General features: G+C 38.2%; 16 protein-coding genes. 4 read left to right on the top strand and 12 right to left on the bottom strand.

Annotation, left to right across the window (positions count from 1 at the left end; all coding sequences use genetic code 11):
• Positions 1-197 precede the first annotated feature (197 nt).
• Both BLS35_RS07555 and BLS35_RS07550 read left to right on the top strand, forming a co-directional pair.
• The gene (locus tag BLS35_RS07555; RefSeq protein WP_090779411.1) at positions 198-2,384 is read left to right on the top strand and encodes a glutamine synthetase III family protein; all 2,187 of its coding nucleotides are present in this window, start codon (positions 198-200) and stop codon (positions 2,382-2,384) included.
• An 87-nt stretch (positions 2,385-2,471) separates the two neighbouring features.
• Positions 2,472-3,653, top strand: coding sequence for an AIR synthase-related protein (locus BLS35_RS07550; RefSeq protein ID WP_090779409.1), 1,182 nt, complete (start codon positions 2,472-2,474; stop codon positions 3,651-3,653).
• Positions 3,654-3,677: 24 nt separating this feature from the next.
• Here the strand turns inward: BLS35_RS07550 and BLS35_RS07545 are convergent, their stop codons facing one another.
• From BLS35_RS07545 to BLS35_RS07535, 3 genes are all read right to left on the bottom strand, one after another.
• A complete protein-coding gene (locus BLS35_RS07545; RefSeq protein ID WP_090779407.1) occupies positions 3,678-4,619 on the bottom strand; it encodes an SGNH/GDSL hydrolase family protein in 942 nt (313 codons plus the stop codon).
• 90 nt (positions 4,620-4,709) lie between these two features.
• Positions 4,710-5,177: a VOC family protein gene (locus tag BLS35_RS07540; RefSeq protein WP_254778729.1), complete on the bottom strand. Its 468-nt coding sequence runs from the start codon at positions 5,175-5,177 to the stop codon at positions 4,710-4,712.
• Positions 5,178-5,359: 182 nt separating this feature from the next.
• Positions 5,360-7,522, bottom strand: a complete 2,163-nt coding sequence (locus BLS35_RS07535; protein ID WP_090779405.1) for a S46 family peptidase — start codon at positions 7,520-7,522, stop codon at positions 5,360-5,362.
• A gap of 223 nt (positions 7,523-7,745) precedes the next feature.
• Between BLS35_RS07535 and BLS35_RS07530 the strand changes: the two genes are divergently transcribed.
• Positions 7,746-9,044, top strand: a complete 1,299-nt coding sequence (locus tag BLS35_RS07530) for a glycoside hydrolase family 2 TIM barrel-domain containing protein (protein ID WP_090779740.1) — start codon at positions 7,746-7,748, stop codon at positions 9,042-9,044.
• Positions 9,041-12,832 carry a glycosyltransferase family 2 protein gene (locus BLS35_RS07525; RefSeq protein ID WP_090779403.1) on the top strand — a complete coding sequence of 1,264 codons (3,792 nt, stop codon included), beginning with the start codon at positions 9,041-9,043 and terminating at the stop codon, positions 12,830-12,832. The genes BLS35_RS07530 and BLS35_RS07525 overlap by 4 nt, the downstream gene beginning before the upstream one ends.
• Here the strand turns inward: BLS35_RS07525 and BLS35_RS07520 are convergent.
• From BLS35_RS07520 to BLS35_RS07480, 9 genes are all read right to left on the bottom strand, one after another.
• Positions 12,827-13,726 (bottom strand): hypothetical protein, encoded by a 900-nt coding sequence (locus tag BLS35_RS07520; protein ID WP_090779401.1) that lies wholly within the window; start codon positions 13,724-13,726, stop codon positions 12,827-12,829. The genes BLS35_RS07525 and BLS35_RS07520 overlap by 6 nt on opposite strands.
• Before the next feature lie 137 nt (positions 13,727-13,863).
• A complete protein-coding gene (locus BLS35_RS07515; RefSeq protein ID WP_090779399.1) occupies positions 13,864-15,078 on the bottom strand; it encodes a n-acyl-d-glucosamine 2-epimerase in 1,215 nt (404 codons plus the stop codon).
• A gap of 8 nt (positions 15,079-15,086) precedes the next feature.
• On the bottom strand, positions 15,087-16,022 hold the full coding sequence (locus tag BLS35_RS07510; RefSeq protein WP_090779397.1) for a DUF4434 domain-containing protein: 936 nt from the start codon (positions 16,020-16,022) through the stop codon (positions 15,087-15,089).
• Positions 16,019-16,711 (bottom strand): GDSL-type esterase/lipase family protein, encoded by a 693-nt coding sequence (locus BLS35_RS07505; protein WP_090779395.1) that lies wholly within the window; start codon positions 16,709-16,711, stop codon positions 16,019-16,021. The genes BLS35_RS07510 and BLS35_RS07505 overlap by 4 nt, the downstream gene beginning before the upstream one ends.
• A gap of 1 nt (position 16,712) precedes the next feature.
• Positions 16,713-17,387: a GDSL-type esterase/lipase family protein gene (locus BLS35_RS07500; protein WP_090779393.1), complete on the bottom strand. Its 675-nt coding sequence runs from the start codon at positions 17,385-17,387 to the stop codon at positions 16,713-16,715.
• Positions 17,388-17,411: 24 nt separating this feature from the next.
• Entirely contained in the window at positions 17,412-18,722 is a 1,311-nt protein-coding gene (locus BLS35_RS07495; RefSeq protein ID WP_254778727.1) for an MFS transporter, read from the bottom strand.
• 33 nt (positions 18,723-18,755) lie between these two features.
• Complete coding sequence (locus tag BLS35_RS07490; RefSeq protein WP_090779389.1) at positions 18,756-20,150, bottom strand: DUF5009 domain-containing protein; 1,395 nt, start codon at positions 20,148-20,150, stop codon at positions 18,756-18,758.
• A 33-nt stretch (positions 20,151-20,183) separates the two neighbouring features.
• The gene (locus BLS35_RS07485) at positions 20,184-21,098 is read right to left on the bottom strand and encodes a DUF5017 domain-containing protein (protein WP_090779387.1); all 915 of its coding nucleotides are present in this window, start codon (positions 21,096-21,098) and stop codon (positions 20,184-20,186) included.
• Positions 21,099-21,132: 34 nt separating this feature from the next.
• A complete protein-coding gene (locus BLS35_RS07480) occupies positions 21,133-22,941 on the bottom strand; it encodes a RagB/SusD family nutrient uptake outer membrane protein (protein ID WP_090779385.1) in 1,809 nt (602 codons plus the stop codon).
• Positions 22,942-22,951: the final 10 nt, after the last annotated feature.

Here is a 22,951-nt window from a genome sequence, read left to right as displayed (position 1 = left end):
TATTAACAAAACCACTAAAATGAGGCCCTTAAATTATCATTTTCATAAAAATTGCAAATATTCACATTATTTTGTCATCAAAACAGTCAAATCGATAAATATTTCTTTGAATATTTGCCAACATTCGTATTTTTACAAACAATTTATTGAAAAACATCAATAAAAAACTTATTTTTGACCAAACTTTAAATAAATAGATGAAAAGCTTAAGAACAATTGCATTAAAAGAGGCACAAACAAGAATTTCACCAGAGGTAAAGTCTCCTTCGACTAAAATTTCTGATTTTTTTGGCGTGAATGTTTTTGATAAGAAAAAGATGAAAGACTACTTATCAAAAGAAGTATTTCAGAAACTTATTTCTTCAATTGACCAAGGTGAGTTGATTAACCACGAAGATGCCAATCACATTGCAACAGCTATGAAAAGCTGGGCAATGAGCAAAGGCGCTACTCATTACACCCACTGGTTTCAACCATTAACTGGTACAACTGCTGAGAAACATGATTCGTTTTTCGAGCCAAGCAGCGATGGTGCAATTGAAGTATTTGCTGGTAGTGCATTAGTTCAACAAGAGCCAGATGCTTCAAGTTTCCCTAATGGTGGTATCCGTAACACTTTCGAAGCGCGTGGTTACACGGCATGGGATCCTTCTTCTCCAGCTTTCATTATGGAAAGCAAAGCTGGTAAAACACTTTGTATTCCAACTGTATTTGTTGCTTACACAGGCGAAGCCTTAGATTATAAAGCTCCTTTATTAAAAGCACTTTCTGCTATGGATAAAGCGGCTGTTGATGTTTGTCAATATTTCGATAAAAGCATCACTAAAGTTACTGCATCTTTAGGTATCGAGCAGGAATATTTCCTGGTTGACCTTGCATTATATAATGCTCGTCCAGATTTAGCTTTAACTGGTCGTACTTTGTTCGGACACATGTCTGCAAAAGGACAACAATTAGAAGATCATTACTTCGGATCTATTCCTGAGCGTGTATTTACCTACATGGTTGACTTCGAAAACGAAGCTTTAAAATTGGGTATTCCTTTGAAAACCCGTCACAATGAGGTTGCTCCTTCTCAATTTGAATGTGCTCCAATTTATGAAGAAATTAACCTTGCAATTGACCATAACCAATTGTTAATGGACTTAATGGAAAAAGTTGCTTTGAGACATAATTTTAAAGTGCTTTTACATGAGAAACCATATGCTGGTATCAACGGATCGGGTAAACACAATAACTGGTCGTTAATTACTGATACTGGTAAGAACTTATTATCACCAGGTAAAACGCCTAAAAACAACCTGATGTTCTTAACGTTCTTCATCAACACTATCAAAGCGGTACACGAGCATGCAGATTTATTGAGAGCGAGTATTGCTTCGGTAAGCAACGATCACCGTTTAGGTGCTAACGAGGCTCCACCGGCAATCATCTCTATCTTCCTTGGTTCTCAACTTGCAGACGTACTAGATGAAATCGAATCTTCTAGAAGCATCATCAAGAAAGTAAAAAATGAAGATTCTTTATGGTTAGGTATCCCTAAAATCCCTCAGATTTCTTTCGATTCTACTGACCGTAACCGTACTTCTCCTTTTGCCTTCACTGGAAACAAATTTGAATTGAGAGCAGTTGGTTCTTCTGAGAACTCTTCTGCACCAATGACGGTTTTAAATGCTATCGTTGCTGATCAATTGAACAAATTCAAAATTGAAGTTGATAAATTGATCAAAAAAGGTGAGAAAAAAGATGTAGCCTTATTAACTGTATTAAAACGATACATCAAAGAATCTAAAGACATTCGTTTTGAAGGTAATGGTTACAGTGATGAATGGGCAGCCGAAGCAGAAAAACGCGGTCTATCAAACATCAAAACTACACCTAAAGCTTTAGATGCTTACGTTAGCGAAAAAACTACTGAGTTATTTGGTAAACTAAATATATTTAACCCACGTGAGTTACATGCACGTCATGAAATCTTGTTAGAAAGCTATTTCAAAAAACTTCAAATCGAAGCCAGAGTAATGGGTGACGTAACGAACAGCATGATCATCCCTGCTGCTATCGCTTACCAAAATACTTTAATCGAAAATGCAAAAGGATTAAAAGAACTTGGCTTAGGACAAGATGCTTTAGCTACACCTCTTGCCATCATCAATAAGCTATCTACACACTTAAGTGTTGTTAAAACTAGTATTGATGAAATGCTTGAGCAACGTAAACAAGTGAATACAATCGAAGAAAGTCGTGAAAAAGCAATTGCTTACGATGAGAAGGTTAAATCACACTTTGATACCATCCGTTACCACTGCGACAAACTAGAGCAAATTGTGGATGACAGTGTATGGCCTCTACCTAAATTCAGAGAGTTATTGTTTTTAAAATAAACCAAACCTCAATACTTTAACTATTTTTTAGTTTTATAACCTCTGTCTTAATTGGCAGGGGTTATTTTTTTCTATCTTTGCAGCAACATGAGTGATAACAGGTACAACCAACGTGGCGTTTCTGCCTCGAAAGAAGATGTGCACCAAGCCATCAAGAACATAGATAAAGGTATTTTTCCACAGGCCTTCTGTAAGATCATCCCCGATATTTTAGGTAATGATGAGGCTTTTTGTAACATTATGCATGCTGATGGTGCGGGTACAAAGTCTTCTTTAGCCTATGTTTACTGGAAAGAAACTGGCGACATTTCTGTATGGAAAGGCATTGCTCAGGATGCCATTATCATGAATATCGACGATTTGATTTGTGTGGGTGCTACGGATAATATCCTATTGTCATCAACCATTGGTCGTAATAAAAACCTAATCCCGGGCGAAGTAATTGCAGCCATTATCAATGGAACTGAAGAAATCCTTGCCGACCTACGTTCACAAGGCATTTCTATTTATTCTACTGGTGGCGAAACTGCAGATGTAGGTGATTTGGTACGCACTATCATTGTAGACTCTACTGTAACTTGTCGTATTGAACGTGATAAAATTATCAGCAATGATAATATCCAGGCCGGTGACGTAATTGTTGGTTTATCTTCTTCAGGGCAAGCGAGCTATGAAACTGAATACAATGGTGGAATGGGCTCTAATGGATTAACTTCTGCCCGTCACGATGTATTTGATAAATCTGTTGCCAATGCTTATCCAGAAAGCTTTGACCCAGCTGTGCCTTTTGACCTGGTATTTTCTGGTGGCAAAAAGCTGACTGACAAAGTTAAGATTGATGAAAACACAGAAGTTACTGCTGGCAAACTGGTATTGTCTCCTACGCGTACGTATGCACCGGTAATTAAAAAGGTGTTGGAAGGTTACAGAAGTCAGATTCACGGTATTGTACATTGCAGTGGTGGTGCACAAACTAAAGTGCTTCATTTTGTAAACAATGATGTACACATCATTAAAGATAATCTATTCCCTGTTCCTCCCCTGTTTCAATTGATCCAGGAGCAATCAGGTACAGACTGGAAAGAAATGTATAAAGTATTTAACATGGGCCACCGGATGGAACTTTATGTTCCTGCAGAAATTGCCGAAGCTATTATTGCCATTTCTAAAAGCTTCAACATCGATGCGCAAATCATCGGTCGCGTAGAAAGCTCAACTCAGAAACAAGTTACGATTAATAGCGAAAAAGGGAACTACACTTACTTTTAAGTAAAAGCAACCTTTAATAAAATACTACTTCATTAAGCTGCTGATTTGTTCATCAATTTCAGCAGCTTTCTTTTTGGCTTCCTCCAAAGGCAATCCAACCTTCATCGGGCGTTTATGCCCCGCAGCCGTCAACCATGCATCTTTCATCATCGATTGTTTTTGAGCAACCAGCTTAAGCAATTCTTCTTTTCTAGCATGTCTAATTACAGCCAGTACATTTGCTCCTGAAACAACCTGTTTTTCGCCCATATAAAGCAACAACTCCTTCGCCATGATCCAATGTCCCACTTCCGCCGGATGAACACCATCTGCGGCTAAATAAAATCCATCAATCTTAAATGCAGCGTCAACCTTCCTATGTGCTCCCAGATACTTCTTCATTGGGTAGTGTATATCGGCAACTTCCCAACCAGTTTTGCGTTGAGCCAATAACCAATCACTATATCGGTCTAACACAGCTGCATAACCTTTTTTCCCACCTCTCAACTCGTCATAAATTGGAGGTGTAAGATGAATGATCCTAATTCCTGCTTTTACATATTTATCATGTAGCCAATTAATCCCTTCTTTATATTTTGCAAAACGTCCTTCGTCAAATGGCATATACAACCCGTCATTCATTCCGTAGCAAGCAAAAACAAGATCTGGCTTAACGAGTGCCATTATCCTGTCCAAACGTTCATGAAGATCTGGACGTGGAAACTTCCCTCCTGCATGTCCTGGCTCGGATAATCCCGCAACCGTTTCACTAGGCAAGCCCATATTGATAAACTCTATTTTTTGATCTGGATAATTTATAGCACAATAGGCTTCAATATCTGTTATGTATTGCCCGCCATAAGTGATGCTATTTCCTAAAAAAAGTACTTTTTTAGTGCCCCCAGAAAATGGTTGTGCATTTGAAGTCTGTACTAGAGCCAGAAAAGCCAGCAAGACAAATAACCTTAGTGCAACGAATGATTTCATCTTCCTAAATTAAGATTTTAGGAAGATTCACAATCCTCAAAATTGGCTATTAATTCAGCGATTTTGGCATGAGGTCCTAGCTATTTTGTACTACTTATGATCATCGTTCACTTCCAACCAATGACCATCAGGATCCTTAAAGTAAATCTGCTTTATACCATCTACCCTATTAGTAACCGTATTCTGTGCCCCCGCCCAATTCTCATAACTGATCTTATCTGCCTTTAACTTTGCAGTAAACTCATCTATCGAAGCTACACTAAAGCATAAATGATCATTCTTTTCATGTACCACATTGCTCTTCGCACCTTGAATCAAGTGCAAATGTCCTGCAGCACCGATGGAAAACCAAGTATGCCTTCCATCTTTAAATGGTTCTGGAATGATCTCCAAATCAAATACTGTTTGATAAAAATCTGTTGCGATTTTTAAATCCGCCACATATACGGCGATGTGATTTAAAACAACAGCGTTCTTCTTCTTTTCAGTCTGTGCCATAGTATTTTGAAAGGATGTTAATGTAATGGCTAATAATGCGGTTAATACAAATGCTTTCATGACCCAATATCCAAAAAATAATTCAGCATTTACAAATAACCGCCTAAAAACAAAATGACCAGACAATCATCTTGCCTGGCCATCGTGCTTAAAGAAAAATCACCTTCTCAGAGAGCGCCTCAGCGTTCTTCGCTTTTCTGCGAAGCAATGCAGCGCTCGAAGAGAATGGTTATTTTTCCCCTTTATTTTACAATCTTCAACTCATTAATAATATTCTTCGCTCCGCCCAACACATCAATGCACCAAAGCACATAGCGAACATCTACACTAATTGTACGTTTAAATTTCTTATCAAAAGCGATATCACCACTCATTGCTTCCCAGTTACCATCAAAAGCAAGACCGATCAGCTCACCGTTGCCATTGATCACCGGAGAACCCGAGTTACCGCCTGTAATGTCATTATTGGTAATAAAACCAACAGTTAAAGTACCATCATTGCCATACTGACCGAAATTCTTTTTATTATAATTCTCAATCAGGTTTGCAGGTAAGTCAAACTCACTGTCTCCTGGAATATATTTCTGCATAATACCATCAATAGTAGTTGTAGTTTTATACACAATACCATCTTTTGGAGAGTAATCCTGTACATTTCCATAAGAAAGACGCATCGTAGAATTCGCATCCGGATACATGATTTTACCCGCATTCTTTTCTAAAATTGCTTTCAAATACAAATGATCCAATTCGGCTTTTTTCTTTTCGAAATCAGCTACCACTGAACCGAAATTAGTTTTAACATATTCAGCAGGAATAATATTTAATGCATATTGATATCCTGGATCACTAGTAACCGCATCAGCTGAAGGATTAGAAGCAATAAATGCTTTCAGTTTCTCTGGCTTAATGAAGTTGCTATTCTCCCAAAGGAAATTCGCGTACTTCTCAAATGTAGTTTCCGCATTTCCTGTCCAGTATTTCTCTGCGATTTCCGCAAAAAACTTAGGTTGCGATTTCACCGGAACATCAGCATAGAAAGAACTTAGAATCTTCGCGAATATTTTCTTGTCTGCAGTTTCATTATAAGTCTCCTCATAAGCCGTTACCGCATTGTTCATCTTCTCCTGAATCTGTTTGTAAGTTGCGGCATCATATTTACTTTTCGTAAAGTTGATTAAACCTTTTCCAAGACCCGAGGCATTGGTTGCCCATTGTGAAGCATTAAAACCCTCATTGATATAGGTGCGTTGTACAGAAATAGGATCAATATCTTTATAAATCTGATCGTATTGTTCCATTAAACCTGCAAACTCTGTTTTCTGTGCAGCCCATTGTGTAAATGATTGCTCTTCTGTCCTTTTAGCATCCGCAACTTTTAAGCGTTTTAACTGCTCAGTTTGTCCGATAAAGTATTTCCAGTAATTAGCAATCTGCGCATATTTAGAAGACAGCTTTAAACGAAGACTTACATCTTTGTCCATTTCTGCTTTCCATGCTTTTAAACGGATATCACGAAGTTTAACAATAGTAGGACTAACTTTCTCAGTAGCCAAATCAACGCCATAAGAAGTCAGGTACCTATCTGTACGACCTGGATAGCCATATACCATAGCAAAATCGCCATTTTTCACACCTTTAATAGAAACCGGAAGGAACTTCTTAGGTTTGTAAGGAACGTTCTGCACATTATATTTTGCAGGTTGGTTACCTGTTGAAGAATATACACGGAACACAGAGAAGTCGCCCGTTTGACGAGGCCATTCCCAGTTATCAGTATCGCCACCAAATTTACCGATGTTTTGAGGAGGCGTACCTACCAAACGAACATCATCAAAACGCTCATAAACAAAAAGGATAAACTGGTTAGATTTGTAAAAATCTTTTACGTTAGCTTCTAAGGTAGGACCTGTAGTAGCTGCTTTCGCGATTTCATTAAAAACCTCAGTCATTTTAGCATCCTTTTCAGCACCTTTTAGGCCTTTAGTAGCTTCGTTAACTTTAGCAGTAACGTCTTCCATTCTTTGCAAAAAGCGGACAAACAAACCAGCGATAGGTTTTTCTTCGCCATAATTCTTTGCATAGAAACCATTATCTAAAATGTTATTCTGCGGTGTAGAATTGGATGCAATCGCATCATAACCACAATGGTGATTGGTAAAAATCAAACCTTTATCCGATACAATCTCACCTGTGCAAAAGCCACCGAAATGAACAATTGCATCTTTTAAACTGGAACCATTTGCATTGTATAGATCTTTGGCAGTTAGCTTAAAACCTTGTTTTTTCATTTGCTCATAGTTCTTACCTATCAGCATCGGGATCCACATCCCTTCGTCTGCCTTCACCGTATTGGCGAAAGACAATAACATTACGCACAACAGCAGATAAACTGTTCTTTTCATATGATAATATATTAGTTAGTGTTGTCGCAAAGTTAATAATGATAAATCAATTGTACTCATCCTGGATGTATCAATTCTATGATCAGTGTTTTCAGAAAATTGATTTACAATTTTATAATTTCAAATAAGTATTGTAGAATGGTTAACTTTATCTGCTGCCATAATTCATCTACATCTAATGACACTTTCAAATAGAATAAATAAATTCTTGAATAAAAATTTGATGGATAAGGCAATCTTCGCGAGCTTACTTATTTTTCCACTCTTATTTGGCTGTTCTCAAAAGCAAGATAATGCTTCAAAGAAGGTACATATAGAAGAAAATAATAGTGCCTATACACTATACAAAAATGGCAAGCCCTATCATATAAAAGGTGCGGCAGGCTATTCAAATCTCCATACTTTAAAAAATATAGGTGGAAATACAATCCGAATATGGGACACAACCCATCTGGCTCAAATTTTAGATAGTGCCAAGGTAAATAACCTCTCTGTAATTGTTGGATTACCGATTGCCAATAGCGACTATATGGCGCTGTATAATGATCCAGCTAAAGTATCCAAACAGTTTAAGGCATTTAAATCCATTGTTAACCGATTCAAGAATAATCCAGCCGTACTAATGTGGTGTCTTGGAAATGAACTTGATTTCCCTTATAAATTAATATACAACAACTTCTATAATGCCATTAACGGGCTCACAAATATGATTCATAAAGATGATCCTGACCATCCAATTACAACGTCGGTATTAAACTTTAATAAAAAAAATATTTTTAATATAAAAACCCGTTGCGATATTGATGTGATCTCTTTTAATATATTTAGCAGAATAACCTTTCTGAGATCAGATCTGAAACAGGCAGCCTTATTTTGGAATGGGCCCTACATGCTTCTTGAATGGGGAATTAATGGGCCTTGGGAAGGAACTAAGCAAACTGCATGGGGAGCCTATATTGAGCAGACAAGTAATAAAAAAGCGGAGTTTTACTTGAACCGGTATAAAAAATATATGCCTACCGAAGATCCCAGATTTTTAGGAAGCTTTGTTTTCTTTTGGGGCAATAAACAAGAAGGTACACATACCTGGTTTAGTATGTTTGATGAAAATAGTTTGCAATCAGAAGCCGTTGATGTAATGCGATACCTGTGGACAGGCAAACACGGAGGACGAACTTTTCCTCAAATTAAACACATGCTTTTGAATAAAAAGAGCGCAATAGATAACATCATTCTCTCCCCAAATTCAAAATCGAATGCTGAAGTGATAATGTCCGACCAACATAATATCAAGTCCATTAGCTGGCAAATATTTAAGGAAGACTGGTATAAAAAGAACAATTTACATAGTACAAAAAAATTAAAACCACTGGAGAACCTAATCAAAGAAAGTCAATCGTTAAAAATTGATTTCACAGCTCCCAAAGAGGAAGGGCCATATCGCATATTCGCTACAATTTATGATGCAAATGGCCATTTCGCAACTTGTAATATACCATTTTACGTAGTAACTGATAAATGAGGCCCATCCAATCAATAGCAGCACCAACAAGGAGAGAGCAATTTACGCTTAGACTAATGATCACATTGGGGTTAATTTCGATGGGATTTTTTCTTCATAGTATGTTTAATGCCTCCCTTAAAGGATCCCCCCCTTTATACTGGATGCTTATCGCCACTTTTATTTTCACCTGCCTTAAAACTGTACATGAATGGCTTCATTATCTTTTCATAACTGTTCCAAAAACTCCGCCTAATACAAAAACCTATACCGTAGATATATTCACTACTTTTTGTGCTGGCGAGCCATATGGGATGATTGAAGAAACCCTAAAAGCTATCCAGGCCATAACTTACCCACATGAAACCTACTTATGTGACGAAGCAAATGATCCTTATCTCAAACAGCTATGCCAAGAACTTGGTGTTCATCATATTACGCGAACAATAAAAATAAATGCAAAGGCTGGAAACATTAACAATGCATTGAAACAGTCCTCTGGTGAATTGTGTGTCGTTTTAGATCCTGATCATGTGCCTTTTCCAAATTTTCTAGACCCTATAGTTTCACACTTTAATAATCCTGAAGTTGGGTTCGTCCAAATCGTTCAGGCCTATAAAAATAACTATGAAAATTTAATTGCTAAGGGAGCTGCACAACAAACCTATCAGTTTTATGGCCCCATAATGATGACCATGAATAAGTATGGAACCGTTCTTGCGATTGGAGCTAACTGCACTTTTCGCCGCACTGCCCTTGAATCCATAGGCGGTCATGCTGCAGGTTTGGCCGAAGATATGCATACCGCCATGCAATTACATTCCAAAGGCTGGAAATCAGTGTATGTCCCAAGGGTTCTTGCCCGAGGCCTCGTTCCTTCAACCTTATCAGCATATTATAAACAGCAATTAAAGTGGTCAAGAGGAGTTTTTGATTTACTTGTAAATGCTTATCCAAAGCTCTTCAAAGGCTTTACCTGGAAACAAAAAATACACTATGCAATAATACCAATGCATTACCTTTCTGGTGTTATTTACCTGATCAACTTTCTAATCCCCATCATCTCTTTGTTTTTTGATGTTAGTCCAATTAGAATAAATATTACCGATTTTGGACTGACTATATTCCCATTTATTGCTGCTACATTGATGATCCGTCATTTTGTGCAATGGTGGGTTATGGAAGATGATGAAAGGGGCTTTCATGTCGTTGGGGGATTGCTCATGATTGGTACCTGGTGGATATTTATATTAGGACTTGTATATACAATTATTGGAAAAAAGGTTCCCTATGTTCCTACGCCTAAAGACGGTAATGAAGCCAATAACTGGCCGTTAAATATTCCAAATATAGCCGTGCTCCTCTTGTCCTTAATCGCAATATTTTACGGTTTAAATTTCGACTGGAATCCTTACAACCTCATTATGGCTGGTTTTGCCGGCTTAAACAGCTTGATTCTGCTTTTTAATATTCTTGCGAGTAGACAACAACAATTAGCAGAGCTAAAAGCACGTCATCCTTTTGCCCATGCTTTTATTGCCTGGATTCAAAAAATAAAAATAAACTTTTGGTTGATCAGACGGCGCATGTATACCGGGATTCGTAGCGCAGCGCTAATCATTACAATCATTATGAGTTGTACCATTCTTTATTTTGCAAAAATATCGACCGCAAAAGATGTGCATATTAAAGTTCTAGACCATCAGTCAAATTTCTTCCTTACAGGAATTTTTGCGCCTCAAGGTTTTGATGGAATCTCATCTTTAAAAAGGGTAGAAAAAGAACAACAGGCTTACAATACCCATTACGATATCATATCCATTTATATCCCATGGGGAAATAAGGCTCAATGCTATCTCCCAAAAAAAACAGTTGATTCCATTTACAACAATGGTTCAATACCAATGATCACCTGGGAGCCATGGCAAAATCTATTTCAGCAGTATGAATTTAAAAAGGACGAGAAAGTATTTAACCATATTGTTGACGGGGAGTATGATGAATACCTGCAAAAATTCTCAGACCAGATAAAGGCATTAGACAAACCTGTTTATATCCGTTTCGCTCATGAAATGGACAACCCCTTCTACCCTTGGTCTAAAACAGGAAACAATACTCCAGAAGAATTTAAAAATGCATGGAGATACTTACATAACTTCTTTTTAGACCATGGCAATTATAATGTCATATGGATATGGAATCCATGGAAAGCCGAAACTGTTCAAAATTATTTCCCAGGGAAACAATTTGTTGATTGGATAGGCGTAACAAATTTGAATTATGGACGTATGAATTCAAATCAGCAATGGACCTCAATGGAAGACCTGTATTCACCCTTTCATCAAAGCCCGATCTTTCGTATAGGGTTACCAGTCATGCTTGCTGAAATGGGCTCTATTGCAGATGCAGGCCGTCAAGCTGAATGGTTTGAATCGGCATTTAAGGCAAAAAAGAAATTTAAAGAAATTAAAGGATTTATATTTTTCAATTCTGCTTACGACAAAAATGTTCCAAATAATAGTACGGAAACTTTGCTAAACTGGACTATACAGAATTCGGACAGTCTGAAAAATATTATGCAAGAATCTCGCAAGGATGCACAAAATCCAATAACTGTTCATCAAACTCCAGCATTTTTAACAGACTATACGAAACAGGATAAGCGCGTTGCTACGATATCAAATGAAGACAAATTCTTTCCGGGGACAAAAGGAATAAATTATAACACTGCACAAGACTGGAAGAAAAATTACCAGACCGTTACCATGAACGAAATCATTTCTGATTTTAAAGAAATGAAGAAAATAGGTATTAACACCATTAAACGTTATGGACCTGACATCTATGATCGTAACATACTAAAGTGCGCAAAAATGGCCGGAACTCGTATCCACTATGCCTATTGGATTTCGGATGACATCATCTTCGTAAACAATCCAAAAGAACTTGAAAAACTCAGCACAAAAATATTAACGTCTGTTAATTCTCTAAAAAACAACGAAAACATTGTGTCCTGGAACATCGGAAATGCAGTGCTTCAAAAACTTGAACTTTATTATTATAAACCTGAGCTGCTCTATCAACAAGACGCTTATTTATCATGGCTTAAAAAATTGATAACGAGCATAAAAAAGATAGACCCAAAAAGATATGTAACAGTGGATGTTGAGGTTTCAGAAAACATGATTTCAACTGTTGAAAGAATTAAAAGGGCAATACCTGAAATTGATTCATATGGCCTAACCTTAAATCAAAAACTTACAGGAATTAATCTAATTGATAAATTAGAGGTCCCCTATTTCTATACTGATGCAGTAGTTTCTACCTATCTTCAGCTATCTAAAAAACACAACGTCGGAACCTTCATATCCAATTGGCAGGACCAAAAAAAGATTGATCAGGTAGTTGTAAATGGAATAAAGGACTATGAAGGGAGACAAAAACTTAGCTACTCTCAACTTTTACATACCTGGAATAATGGACCAACACCTATGCAACCACCAATGGTTAAAATCCTGAAACCAGCAGTGAGTACATTTGCAGGCACAGAATTAACTTATAATGTTCTAATTAAAAAGGACAATAACTGGATCGTCCCTGTTAATGGGGTAAATGATTTAAAATTTGAATGGAATCTAGCAAAAATTGACAGGTTTAGAAATCCTATTTCCATGGAACATGTTGGTGATGGAACAAGTTTATGGCTTAGGATCCCTGAAAACCCGTCTTTACATAGACTTTACTTATCAGTTATAAAAGGAGATCAAGTTCTGGAAGTTATCACATCAGAACTTAATACCCCGTTATAAGTATCCATTTCCATCTATGCTAATCGTTTCAGCACCTATCTGTTCTTGTTTCTTATTGGCCTTAATTTTAAAATACCGCGCATCCGGGCAACGCATATCTGTAAAACGGCCTTTATGCATCGGAACCGAAATAACTTTTCCAGCTTGCAGCCTAAACAGTCTGGTTTCTTTCCAGGTTGAATTTTCTACACGTGTCTTAGTAGGTTGTGCTGGCTTACCTTCATTTCTAACCTGATCAATGGCATTCACACGTTTAAACTCTCCCACACCATTCATATGATATCCATCACTATCAAAGTCCGCTTCAAAACGTTTTCCAGCACCCTCAATCACAAACCTTAGTTTACCGTCACTAACAACCCTCAACGACATACTCACTTCTTCTCCAGGATACCAATAAAATTCTTTTCGAGCTGGAGCATCCTGCCAACTATCCTTTTGTCCTGTTTTTGGGTAGCCTGCTCTCCTAAAGAATGGTCGAAACGCTTTTCTTTCCGCACTAACTTTCCCATCTTCCTCTCTGATCACCGCCCAGGTCATACCCACATCTGTCTCCTGCTCATTCATACTCCCACCCATATAAATGGATGGATTATCTAAAAACTGTCCCGGCTTCTTGTCATTCCGTCTCGATGGATCAAATGTAATCTTCGGCAGTACAACAGTCCCGGCTATACCTAACCAAACATCCTTACTAGACACAACTTTCCTATAATAGGCTCCATTAAAACAAGGCTTAACACCATCAGGCTTTACCTCATCCTTAAAAAAAGAATTAGCCCTAATAACACCCCGCCCCACAACGGTATCCCTAGTTTCAACAACTGGATGATGATTTATATAATACAACGTAAAAACGGGCGTAACGATCAGCCCCAATAATAAATTCTTCATTAGTATAAAATACGCAAGCAATAAAAGCTTGCAATTAAAAAAATCTGTAAGTATATAAAATCTGTAGGTATACAAAAGTGGCTAAGCATTATGCCTAGCCACCCTGTTTAGAGAAAAATTACCTTCTCCGAAGAGGCCTAGGAAGTTTTGTCCTCCTTCAGGGCAAAAGATTCCAGACTCTGAGGAGAATGGTTATTTTTCCCTTTTCGAAATGCCTTAGCCACTTGAAACAAAGCCCTCGGCACATGAAAACAACATTTCCATTTGCCACCTTTTAAAGGCAACAACACCTCACCTCTTCTATTCAAATAAGCAAACCACTCACCATGTACTGGGTCTCTAAAACGATCCCATGAATAATCATGTAGCTTTTCAAACCACTCCATACACTGCTCATTGCCAGTCAATTCATATCCTTTAGCCATACAAACCAGCGCTTCAAGATGTACCCACCACAACTTCTGATCCCATTCCAATTGCTGCTGTGGTGCATTTTTAATATCCATAAAATAGAAAATGCCACCAAACTCCTTATCCCAACCATAATCAAGTGTATGCAAGGCGATTTCTGTAGCCTTTTCTATTAACTTTTGATCATTCAGGCGAACACCTAGATCCATCATAAACCACATGGCCTCGATCGTATGTCCCGGATTAATCGATCTTCCTTCGAAAGAATCCGAAAAAGAACCATCAACATTTACGTTCTCCAAAATCAATCCACTATCTTTCTGATAAAAAACATCCATCACTTCATGGATCACTGTTTTAAGCAAATCATCAACAGTTTTCTTATCCAGCAAGTGCTCCATTTCTAATGATAAATTACTCAGGATCATTGGCAAGGCAAAGTTTTTAAGGTTGCGAGTTCCAGGATAAGCCTTATTGTAATCCCCTTTTGGATTAGCCTGACGTTTTAAAATATTGTAAAAAGTATCTTTTGCAATCTGTGCATATTTCTCCTGTGGATCAGCTTTATAAAGTGCGGCAAAAGCCATACTCGCGAAGCAGTCTGAAAAAATATTATAAGGTTGTACTAAAGGTTTACCCGATTGATCCAATGAAAAATACCAGTTACCTTCACTATCACGACCGTGCTGCTCTATAAAATCGGCACCGTGTTTTGCCATCTCCAACCACTCAGGTCTGGCTTCCTGTTCATTATATAGCGTAGCAAAAGTCCAAACTTCTCTGGCCTGAAGCCACATAAATTTATCTGTATCAAACACGTTTCCTTCGCGGTCCAGGCAGTTAAAATATCCTCCAGCCACTTCATCTTTCGAATGTTTCATCCAAAAGGGAATCACATTGTCTATTAATTCCTGCTCGTAAATTTCACTATAGTTCTTCATCACGTCAATCAAATTGTTAATCCTAGGTATTCTTTATATCGGTTAAATAAATGGCCCGCCTGCAAGTATGCAGATTGTGGACTCATAAAATGTGAAAATTCAAATGTAATGGCCTTATCGTATCCGGCCCTTTTAGCAGCTTCCAGTTTCAACCGCAGCTTCTCGAACTTAATGGGTAAAAACTTGATGGGCATATCCCTATCAAAACTCTCTGCATTGGTCCAACACTGCAATCCATACTGATCTGCAATCTTTTTATTTACGGCAAAAAAATCATCCAGCTCATGATAGTCAATATGGCCATCCTGAAAGGCTACTGCATCTACAGCGCCACTTATACCTTCAAATATCTCACCCCATTCCTTTTCGTGTTCCTGCAAAGAAACGGCATCCTGTTTGGTCAATTCAGACGAAGCGGCCATCACCGCCTTTTTACCATCTATCCATGGCGAAATCAATGTTGGCAAACCACCACTCACATCTTTACATTGCTGACCGAGCGTTCTAAAGGCTTCAGTAGCTCCTTTTGTTCTTCTGCTGATCTCCATACTCAAATACCAACCACCAAAACTCTTGTAGTGGCCATATTGTTTCCAAACCTCATCAATCACATAGCGATTGGAATCTATTTCATGCTGAAGATTTCCGGTATCCCAATATTTGCCACTATCATACAACCCGAAGTAAAACTTCATGTTATACTTATCTGCCAACTGCAAAAACATCTCTACAGAATCTACTGGCGGATGATAGCAGCCAAAACTATCCTGCAAGTAAGCTGAAGGATAGGTAATAAAGCGACGGTAGCCGCTCCTAATCATAATTACAGTATCAATCCCCACAGACTTCATGTGCGCAAAATCTCTGTCCCATTCTACTCTACCCCAGTTTTGGTGGGGAATATCGTGCGAAATTTCGTCTATAAAAGTTCCTGTTATCTTCATAAATATTTTAATTCTTTTAAATAAGCCACCCAATCAATATAAGCACTTGCTTTAAGGTGTACACCATCCATGGTAATCTCCTTTTTCAAGTTTCCTTTTTCGTCCTGAAACAAAGGAACGATATCGATATAAGTAACCTTCTCCTCCTTAGCCAGCTGTTTAATCTTTGCATTCAGCCCAGGCACCATTGCATTACGTCCTTTTGTATAATCGGCCGTAGTCATCTCTTCATTTATCGGCAAAGCACTTTCGATATAAATCTTTGTTTTCGGTGATTTTGCCTTGATCATTCTAATGATCCTTTTGTAATTATTAATACTCACCTCGTAAGGCAGTTTTCTGAACAAATCATTGATCCCATCCATCAAGAAAATCGCTTTCGGTTTAGTCGTCAGTACTTCATCCATACGGGCCAAAATGCCAAATGAATTGTCCCCACCAATCCCACGATTCACAATCGGATATTTACTATCTGATAAGATCTCCTGCCACTCGCCGCGCTCGGTGATGCTGTTACCCAGGAATACTATTTCATTCTTAACATGAGGCATTTTTTTAAAATACTCCATGCGTTGCAGATAATATGGGTTGGCATAATTGCTATCAACCTTAACTTCTTTTTGTGCATTAGCCAGCATTGTACTGCCCAACAAAACACAAGTAGCTATCAATATTTTTGTACGATTCATATTACAATGCCTTAATTTTCTTTAAATAATCAGCCCATAAAATATAGGCAGCCGATCTTAGATGAAGCCCATCTAAACTCAATTCCTTTTTCAATTCCCCATCCGCCCCTGCAAATACCTCCTGAAGATTTACATAATTCAGCTGTTCCTTTCCACAAATCTCTTTCAACTGATTATTCATTTCCAGGATTGCCGGATTAGATAGTTTAGCATAAGATGCAGGGAGCATCGCCTTATTTATCGGCAATATGCTTTCTACATATATTTTTGTAGCTGGAGATTGGCTTTTAATCATACGGATAATTTTCCTGTAATTATTTAGGATAACCTCCTGGGGGGTTCCACGCTTCATATCATTGATACCGATCAAGATGAAGATCCTGACAGGTTTTGCCGCCAATATCTCATCCATCCTGGCGATTACACCATAAGTAACATCACCACTAATCCCTCTGTTCACCACGTGCTTATTTGGAATAAGCTCCTGCCATTTGCCCCCTTCAGTAATGCTGTTGCCTAGAAAAACAATTTCATTTTTCTGATTTGGCATTTTTTTAAAGAACTCCAGTCTTTGTAAATAATGACCATTGGCGTAACTGCTGTCGACTACAGCTTGCACTTGTGCATTACTATAAAAAGGCAATGCGAATAATATTCCTATCAAAAGTCTCTTCATCTTTAACTTAATTATGCAACTATTCTAAGTGATCGCTTCTTCTACAATTTTACTTTCTTCTTCTGGTTCAGCTTCTGCTGGCATAAGCGGCACCAACCAGGTCACTATAAAGGCTGGAATTGTGGCAATCAATACCCAGATAAAAAATTCCTTATAACCTAAATAGTCGCTTAATAAACCACTAATCATCGAAGGAATCATAAAACCTAGATTCATTAAGCCACTTCCAAAAGCATAATGTGCCATTTTATATTTCCCTGGAGCAATATTCTGCATCATAAACAAGATCAAACCAACAAAGCCGTATCCGTAGCCAAAATACTCTATAGCCACTGCAGATGCGATGATGTATAATTCTTGAGGCATCGCTACTGCCAGAAAAGCGTAAGCTGCAAATGGCAGGTTAAAAAAGGCACATAAAATAAGTAGCGTTTTTTTAGTCAACCCTTTATTAGAAACATAATAACCGGCAACGATAGAGCCCAGCACGAAAGCTATCGAGCCAAAAACGCCATAGAGCAAACCAATTTCTGAGGTGCTTAAACCCAATCCCCCAGATTCTCTGGATGCTTTAAAGAATAAAGGGACAATTTTAATGGCTTGTCCTTCTGCAAAACGATAGAAAACAATGAAACACAAGCTAAACCAAATGTTCTTCTTTTGAAAAAAGGTAATAATTACGTCTTTCAAAGTCGCGAAACCTTCTTTAACTGAACTCACCTGCTTTGCTTCATTTCCTGAAGGAAGAACCCGCATATTATACAAGCCAAGCGATACCATAATAATCCCGTAAGCGAACATCACCACCATCCAGGCATTATGAATACCAATTTCCTTTTCTAGCTGCCCTGCCATGTATACCAAAACACCACCGGATAAAACTTTAGCAATGTTGTAAAAGGCACCTTGCCAGCCCACAAATTTAGCTTGGAGCTTTGGAGTCAATTCGTTCAAGTATACCCCATCTGCTGCGGTATCGTGCGTAGAACCACTAATGGCAATGATCGTTAAAACAGCAATAGAGAAACTAAAAAAATGGTCCATCTGTAAGGTAAGCGCCAAAAGGCCAAACAGTAAACCCGTAAAAATTTGAGTGGTATAAACGAAAAACTTCTTTGTTTTATACATCTCCAAAAACGGTCCCCAAAGTGGTTTTATCGTCCATGGAAACATAATTAGTGAAGTCCAGAAGGCAATTTGCGTATCAGATATACCCATGTTTTTGTACATGATGGAGCTTGCTCCTGATAATGCAACAAAAGGCAATCCCATGGCAAACCAGGTCGTTGGTATCCAGAAGATGGGGTTTATCGTTTTCTTATTCAATTTTGACACTGTATATTGGTTTTATATGAGTTTTTTGATCTATTAGGTTTTCCAGAATAGTTTAGCACGCGTGCAGTACAAGGTAATTAAGGATACCACTCCGGTAAATAGTAAGCCTCTTAAAAATCCACCTGCCGGCAAATTGGCCACATTATCCAAATATACATCGGTGCCAGTGAGCTTCAATAAAGGGATCAGCAATAAATTTCCCGCTGTATAAGCTACCATTGGATTTTTACCATTATTCCCCAAGAAGGTAATGATTGCTGAGAAATAGCCCAGTCTTTCGAAAATGGTGAACGACAGCAATACCAGGAAAGCCAGGCCTGTATTCACAAAATAATAACTAAAAGTAGAGATGTCCTTTTTAATTCCCCCTTCAAAAGCTTCGAAAAACAGGCCTAAGATGAGTAGATAAACACCAACATTAGCAAATTTGGCAAACAGGGTTTTATCGCTGCCTTCGTTTAGTTTTTTTAATTGTTGCAGCAACAACAGCGATAAGGCTCCTGTAATGAATAGATTAGGAACCAACCAACGCATGTGCAAACAAACCACATTGCAAATCAGCAACAACCAGCATAAGGCAGCTGCGCTCAATAATTTGGCTTTAGCGCCTGCAATTAAATCCTGAATTGGAGCAGCACTTCTATTCAGCAACCACTCTCCGGCAAATGTCCCTGGCAGTACAATAAACAAATACTTAAGGTAATACACTTTATACATCCATGGTAAGGGCGACCAGTTAAAAAAGGCACTATTCCAAGTTCCAGCATCCTTAGCTGTTAACAATATTGCCATTAACAACGGTAGAATCCCAATTCTCAACAAAGGTTGATTGCGGGTAAGCCACCAGATCAATGTTCCAAAAAATGCCATATTGGCCAATACAATAATGATGATATCGCTGGAGCTTAAATTAAATCCATTTTTAAAAGGGTAAAACATTAAAAATGCCGCTGCCAAAGCGAAACCGACAATTTTAATCCCCAATGAAATCGCTTTATTGTTTAAATTATTAAAGCGGGCATACATGAGAAAGAGCACAAAGAAACAACCGATTGATAGCAAATATTCCTTCGCTCCTGCCGTAGCACTCATTACCCAGGCACGGGCATAAAAGGTAAACAAAGCAAATACAACCAATAATAGGTAGCGCTGAACCAATTGTCCCGCGGTTTTAAATACAGATTGTTCCCCTAGTTTCTTTTGCAGAGCTAATGGAATAGCCGCTCCCATAGTGAACAGGAAAAACGGAAATACCAGATCTACCCAGGTTATCCCTGGGAGCTCTGGTTTAAAAACATGATATGGCGGCGGTACTTGCGCATGGTACATCCAGGCAGGTAAAATCCCAAAAGAAACACTGCTTGATAAAACCATCAACAATATGGCCAGTCCTCTAAGTGCATCTAAAGCTTCTTCTCTTTTTTTCATAAACTAAGGCACCGTATTTTTGCCGTTGTAAAATTATTTTACAGTAATAGTAATCTCTTTTACCACCTCTTTCTGGCCAAGATTATTTGTGTTTTTAGCTACAAATGTAACCGTGTACACGCCAGGAGCAGCAAATTTATACGTGTAATTGTTCATCTTGTCGAGATACCCTTTGATGCCAACGCCCGTATCAGGTTTTGCTGCTGTAGGGAATATCGCTCTCGAAACAGCCCAATCTTCTGAAGCTAAAATTGTACTTGCTGGTGCAAAATATAACGCTGGTTCTGCAGTCTGTATCGTCCATTTGTTGATTGGATTTATGACATCAATCCCCAACCATCCCGCAGTTATTACACTGGCCAACTCAGTTTCAACATTTGCAGTATTCTTATTGTACAATTTAAATTCATAAACGCGCCATGTCCTGCCTCCTGTAGCAGCTGTTGTACTTGGCTGTCCCACATATTTGAAAGCAAAATAAACTGGCTTACCAGAAACAGGGAGATCAGATAAATCAACTTCACCTGATGAAGTTCTCACACCATTAGTACTTCCTATATCCGCGCTCAGTGTGAATCTACTTGTGATATCTGTCCAGGTTGCGGCTTGTATACCTTCAACACTATACACATTGTTGAAATCTGTTGAATACAAAAGGCTAAGGTTATTCTTTTGCGAGGCAAATACAACCTGAGTATTGATATTTAACTTCATTTTAGCATCAGTGGACTCTGTTCTATCTTTGTAACGGTATTCTTTACCAGGTTCACCAGAATAAAAAGAAACAACATCAGCGTAACCAGTAATAGAAAATTTTACCGAATCAGTTACTTTGTACTCCAGTTTATCTGTTTTAACATTAAAAGAAGGGTCAACCGGATCATTTTTCTGGCAAGCCAGCATTAAAGGCAAAGTCACTATGCCCAGCAAATATTTTAACTTATTCATGTCTATATATTTTATGAATTAAATTTATAATTAATTACCAACCACCGTTCTGCTTAATCGCTTTGTTAAGATTAAATTCGGCCGCAGGAATAGCGAACAACGTATCCTTTTCAGAAACATTCTGACCTGACTTCGCCGCATATTTATAGTCTGAAGGTGCACTTGTGGTAATTTGATTAGCTACACTTTTCATTGCCGAGTAGAACTGTCCCCATCTTACAAGATCAAAACGTCTCAATCCCTCATAGCCTAGCTCTAATGAGCGTTCTTTTCTAATGGCTGTTCTAAGCTCTTCTTTTGAAGCAGTTTCTATGGGTTTAAGATCAAAATTTGTACCTGCTATGTTTGAAAGTACGGCAGTAGCTGTTGCACCGGTACCAGCCCCACCTGTAAAGGTAATCGTAGGTGCGCTTGTATAGCCAGAGCCATTATTGGTCATATAAATAGAAGAAACACGCTTCAAAGTATTCAAAATCACAGTAGCCGTAGCACCAGTTCCACCACCACCAGTAAAGGTTACTGTAGGTACAGAAGTATAATCTGTTGTCCCACCATTGGTAACCGTTACCGATTTAACCTGCTCCAACAATGAACCCATAGATTTTCCATGCGCACGGCGTTTTACCTCATTCACCGCATCTACAGCAGTCGCTGTAGGGCCATTTATTTCATTCTCTGCTTCAGCAAGCATCAAAAGCACATCCGAATAACGTAATAATGGGAAATTAATTGAAGTAGTACCATTAAATTTAGGCGTTATGGTTTCGTATTCACGTCTCCATTTTGCATCATATCGGTTATAAATTTGTGATGGCGCGTAAGCAACTTTTCCACCATTGGTATCATAAGCATAAGCACTGATGTTCCAATCTCTTCTTAGATCGTCATTATCGAATGAATTATAGTAAGCTTCAGTAGTATGTTTCGCACCATAGCTAAAACCAATGGTAGCGTTGGCACCAATTCCGTTGATAGAACCTACGGATCCTTCTTCGTCCTGAGTACCATTCTTTTTACCAAACTCGACCTCCCAAAGTACTTCCTTTGTGTCGTATTTACCCTGGCACATGTTAATAAACACCTGTTTGTAATCAGGATTTAAACTGTGTCCCGCCGTCTTAACTTTTTGTGCCCATTTTACCACCTCCGAATATCGACTGGCATCACGCATTGGTGCGCCTGCCATTTTTAGGTTTACCCTGGCCAGCATCCCCCAAACGACAGATTGAGTTACCCTACCACTATGTGTATAGGTAGAAATTGGGTTAACCATATCCGCTGCCTGTTCCATATCACTAACAATTTGTTTGTATGTGGTGGCATAAGGTGTATTCTCAAAATTAACTTCAGAAGCTGATTTAGTTGCCGTTAATTTCAAAGGGATATTGCCCCAGTTGTTAGCTAAAAGGAAATGATAATATGCTCTTAAAAACAAGGCTTCACCTCTAGCTGCCTTCTTTTTAGTTTCATCCATACTAGCTTTATCAATATTCTCCAGCAACATATTTGCTCTATTGATCCCATTATATAAAGCAACCCAAGCATCTGTTAATTTGGTATCAGAAGGATTATAATTATACAAACCTACATCCTGTGTCCAGGAGGAAAGCGCGATAAAACTATCATCTGCGACATCCATTTCGAAATAGAAACTCCTGCCATAGGTTGAAGTTTTACCCAATACATCATAAATACTGGTTACAGCAGCATTGATATCAGCTTCTGTTCTGTAAAAGTTTTTTGGTGATAAAAAATCTGTTGGTGTAGTATCGAGGAATTTCTTACATGATGATGAAGTAAGTACCATTCCAGATATAAGTATACTATATAAAATACGTTTCATAACTTATAAT

The sequence above is a fragment of the Pedobacter sp. ok626 genome (assembly GCF_900100435.1).
In the GTDB taxonomy this organism is placed as follows: Bacteria; Bacteroidota; Bacteroidia; order Sphingobacteriales; family Sphingobacteriaceae; genus Pedobacter.
Note: the sequence above shows the minus strand (reverse complement) of the source record. Positions and strands in the feature narration are given on the sequence as shown.

Bases quoted from the DNA above. Each gene is read 5' to 3' on its own strand.
- BLS35_RS07535 (WP_090779405.1), bottom strand. From the start codon at position 7,522: ATGAAAAGAACAGTTTATCTGCTGTTGTGCGTAATGTTATTGTCTTTC.
- BLS35_RS07505 (WP_090779395.1), bottom strand. From the start codon at position 16,711: ATGAATCGTACAAAAATATTGATAGCTACTTGTGTTTTGTTGGGCAGT.
- BLS35_RS07550 (WP_090779409.1), top strand. From the start codon at position 2,472: ATGAGTGATAACAGGTACAACCAACGTGGCGTTTCTGCCTCGAAAGAA.
- BLS35_RS07520 (WP_090779401.1), bottom strand. From the start codon at position 13,726: ATGAAGAATTTATTATTGGGGCTGATCGTTACGCCCGTTTTTACGTTG.
- BLS35_RS07545 (WP_090779407.1), bottom strand. From the start codon at position 4,619: ATGAAATCATTCGTTGCACTAAGGTTATTTGTCTTGCTGGCTTTTCTG.
- BLS35_RS07480 (WP_090779385.1), bottom strand. From the start codon at position 22,941: ATGAAACGTATTTTATATAGTATACTTATATCTGGAATGGTACTTACT.
- BLS35_RS07485 (WP_090779387.1), bottom strand. From the start codon at position 21,098: ATGAATAAGTTAAAATATTTGCTGGGCATAGTGACTTTGCCTTTAATG.
- BLS35_RS07555 (WP_090779411.1), top strand. From the start codon at position 198: ATGAAAAGCTTAAGAACAATTGCATTAAAAGAGGCACAAACAAGAATT.
- BLS35_RS07530 (WP_090779740.1), top strand. From the start codon at position 7,746: ATGGATAAGGCAATCTTCGCGAGCTTACTTATTTTTCCACTCTTATTT.
- BLS35_RS07525 (WP_090779403.1), top strand. From the start codon at position 9,041: ATGAGGCCCATCCAATCAATAGCAGCACCAACAAGGAGAGAGCAATTT.
- BLS35_RS07490 (WP_090779389.1), bottom strand. From the start codon at position 20,150: ATGAAAAAAAGAGAAGAAGCTTTAGATGCACTTAGAGGACTGGCCATA.
- BLS35_RS07540 (WP_254778729.1), bottom strand. From the start codon at position 5,177: ATGAAAGCATTTGTATTAACCGCATTATTAGCCATTACATTAACATCC.
- BLS35_RS07515 (WP_090779399.1), bottom strand. From the start codon at position 15,078: ATGAAGAACTATAGTGAAATTTACGAGCAGGAATTAATAGACAATGTG.
- BLS35_RS07510 (WP_090779397.1), bottom strand. From the start codon at position 16,022: ATGAAGATAACAGGAACTTTTATAGACGAAATTTCGCACGATATTCCC.
- BLS35_RS07500 (WP_090779393.1), bottom strand. From the start codon at position 17,387: ATGAAGAGACTTTTGATAGGAATATTATTCGCATTGCCTTTTTATAGT.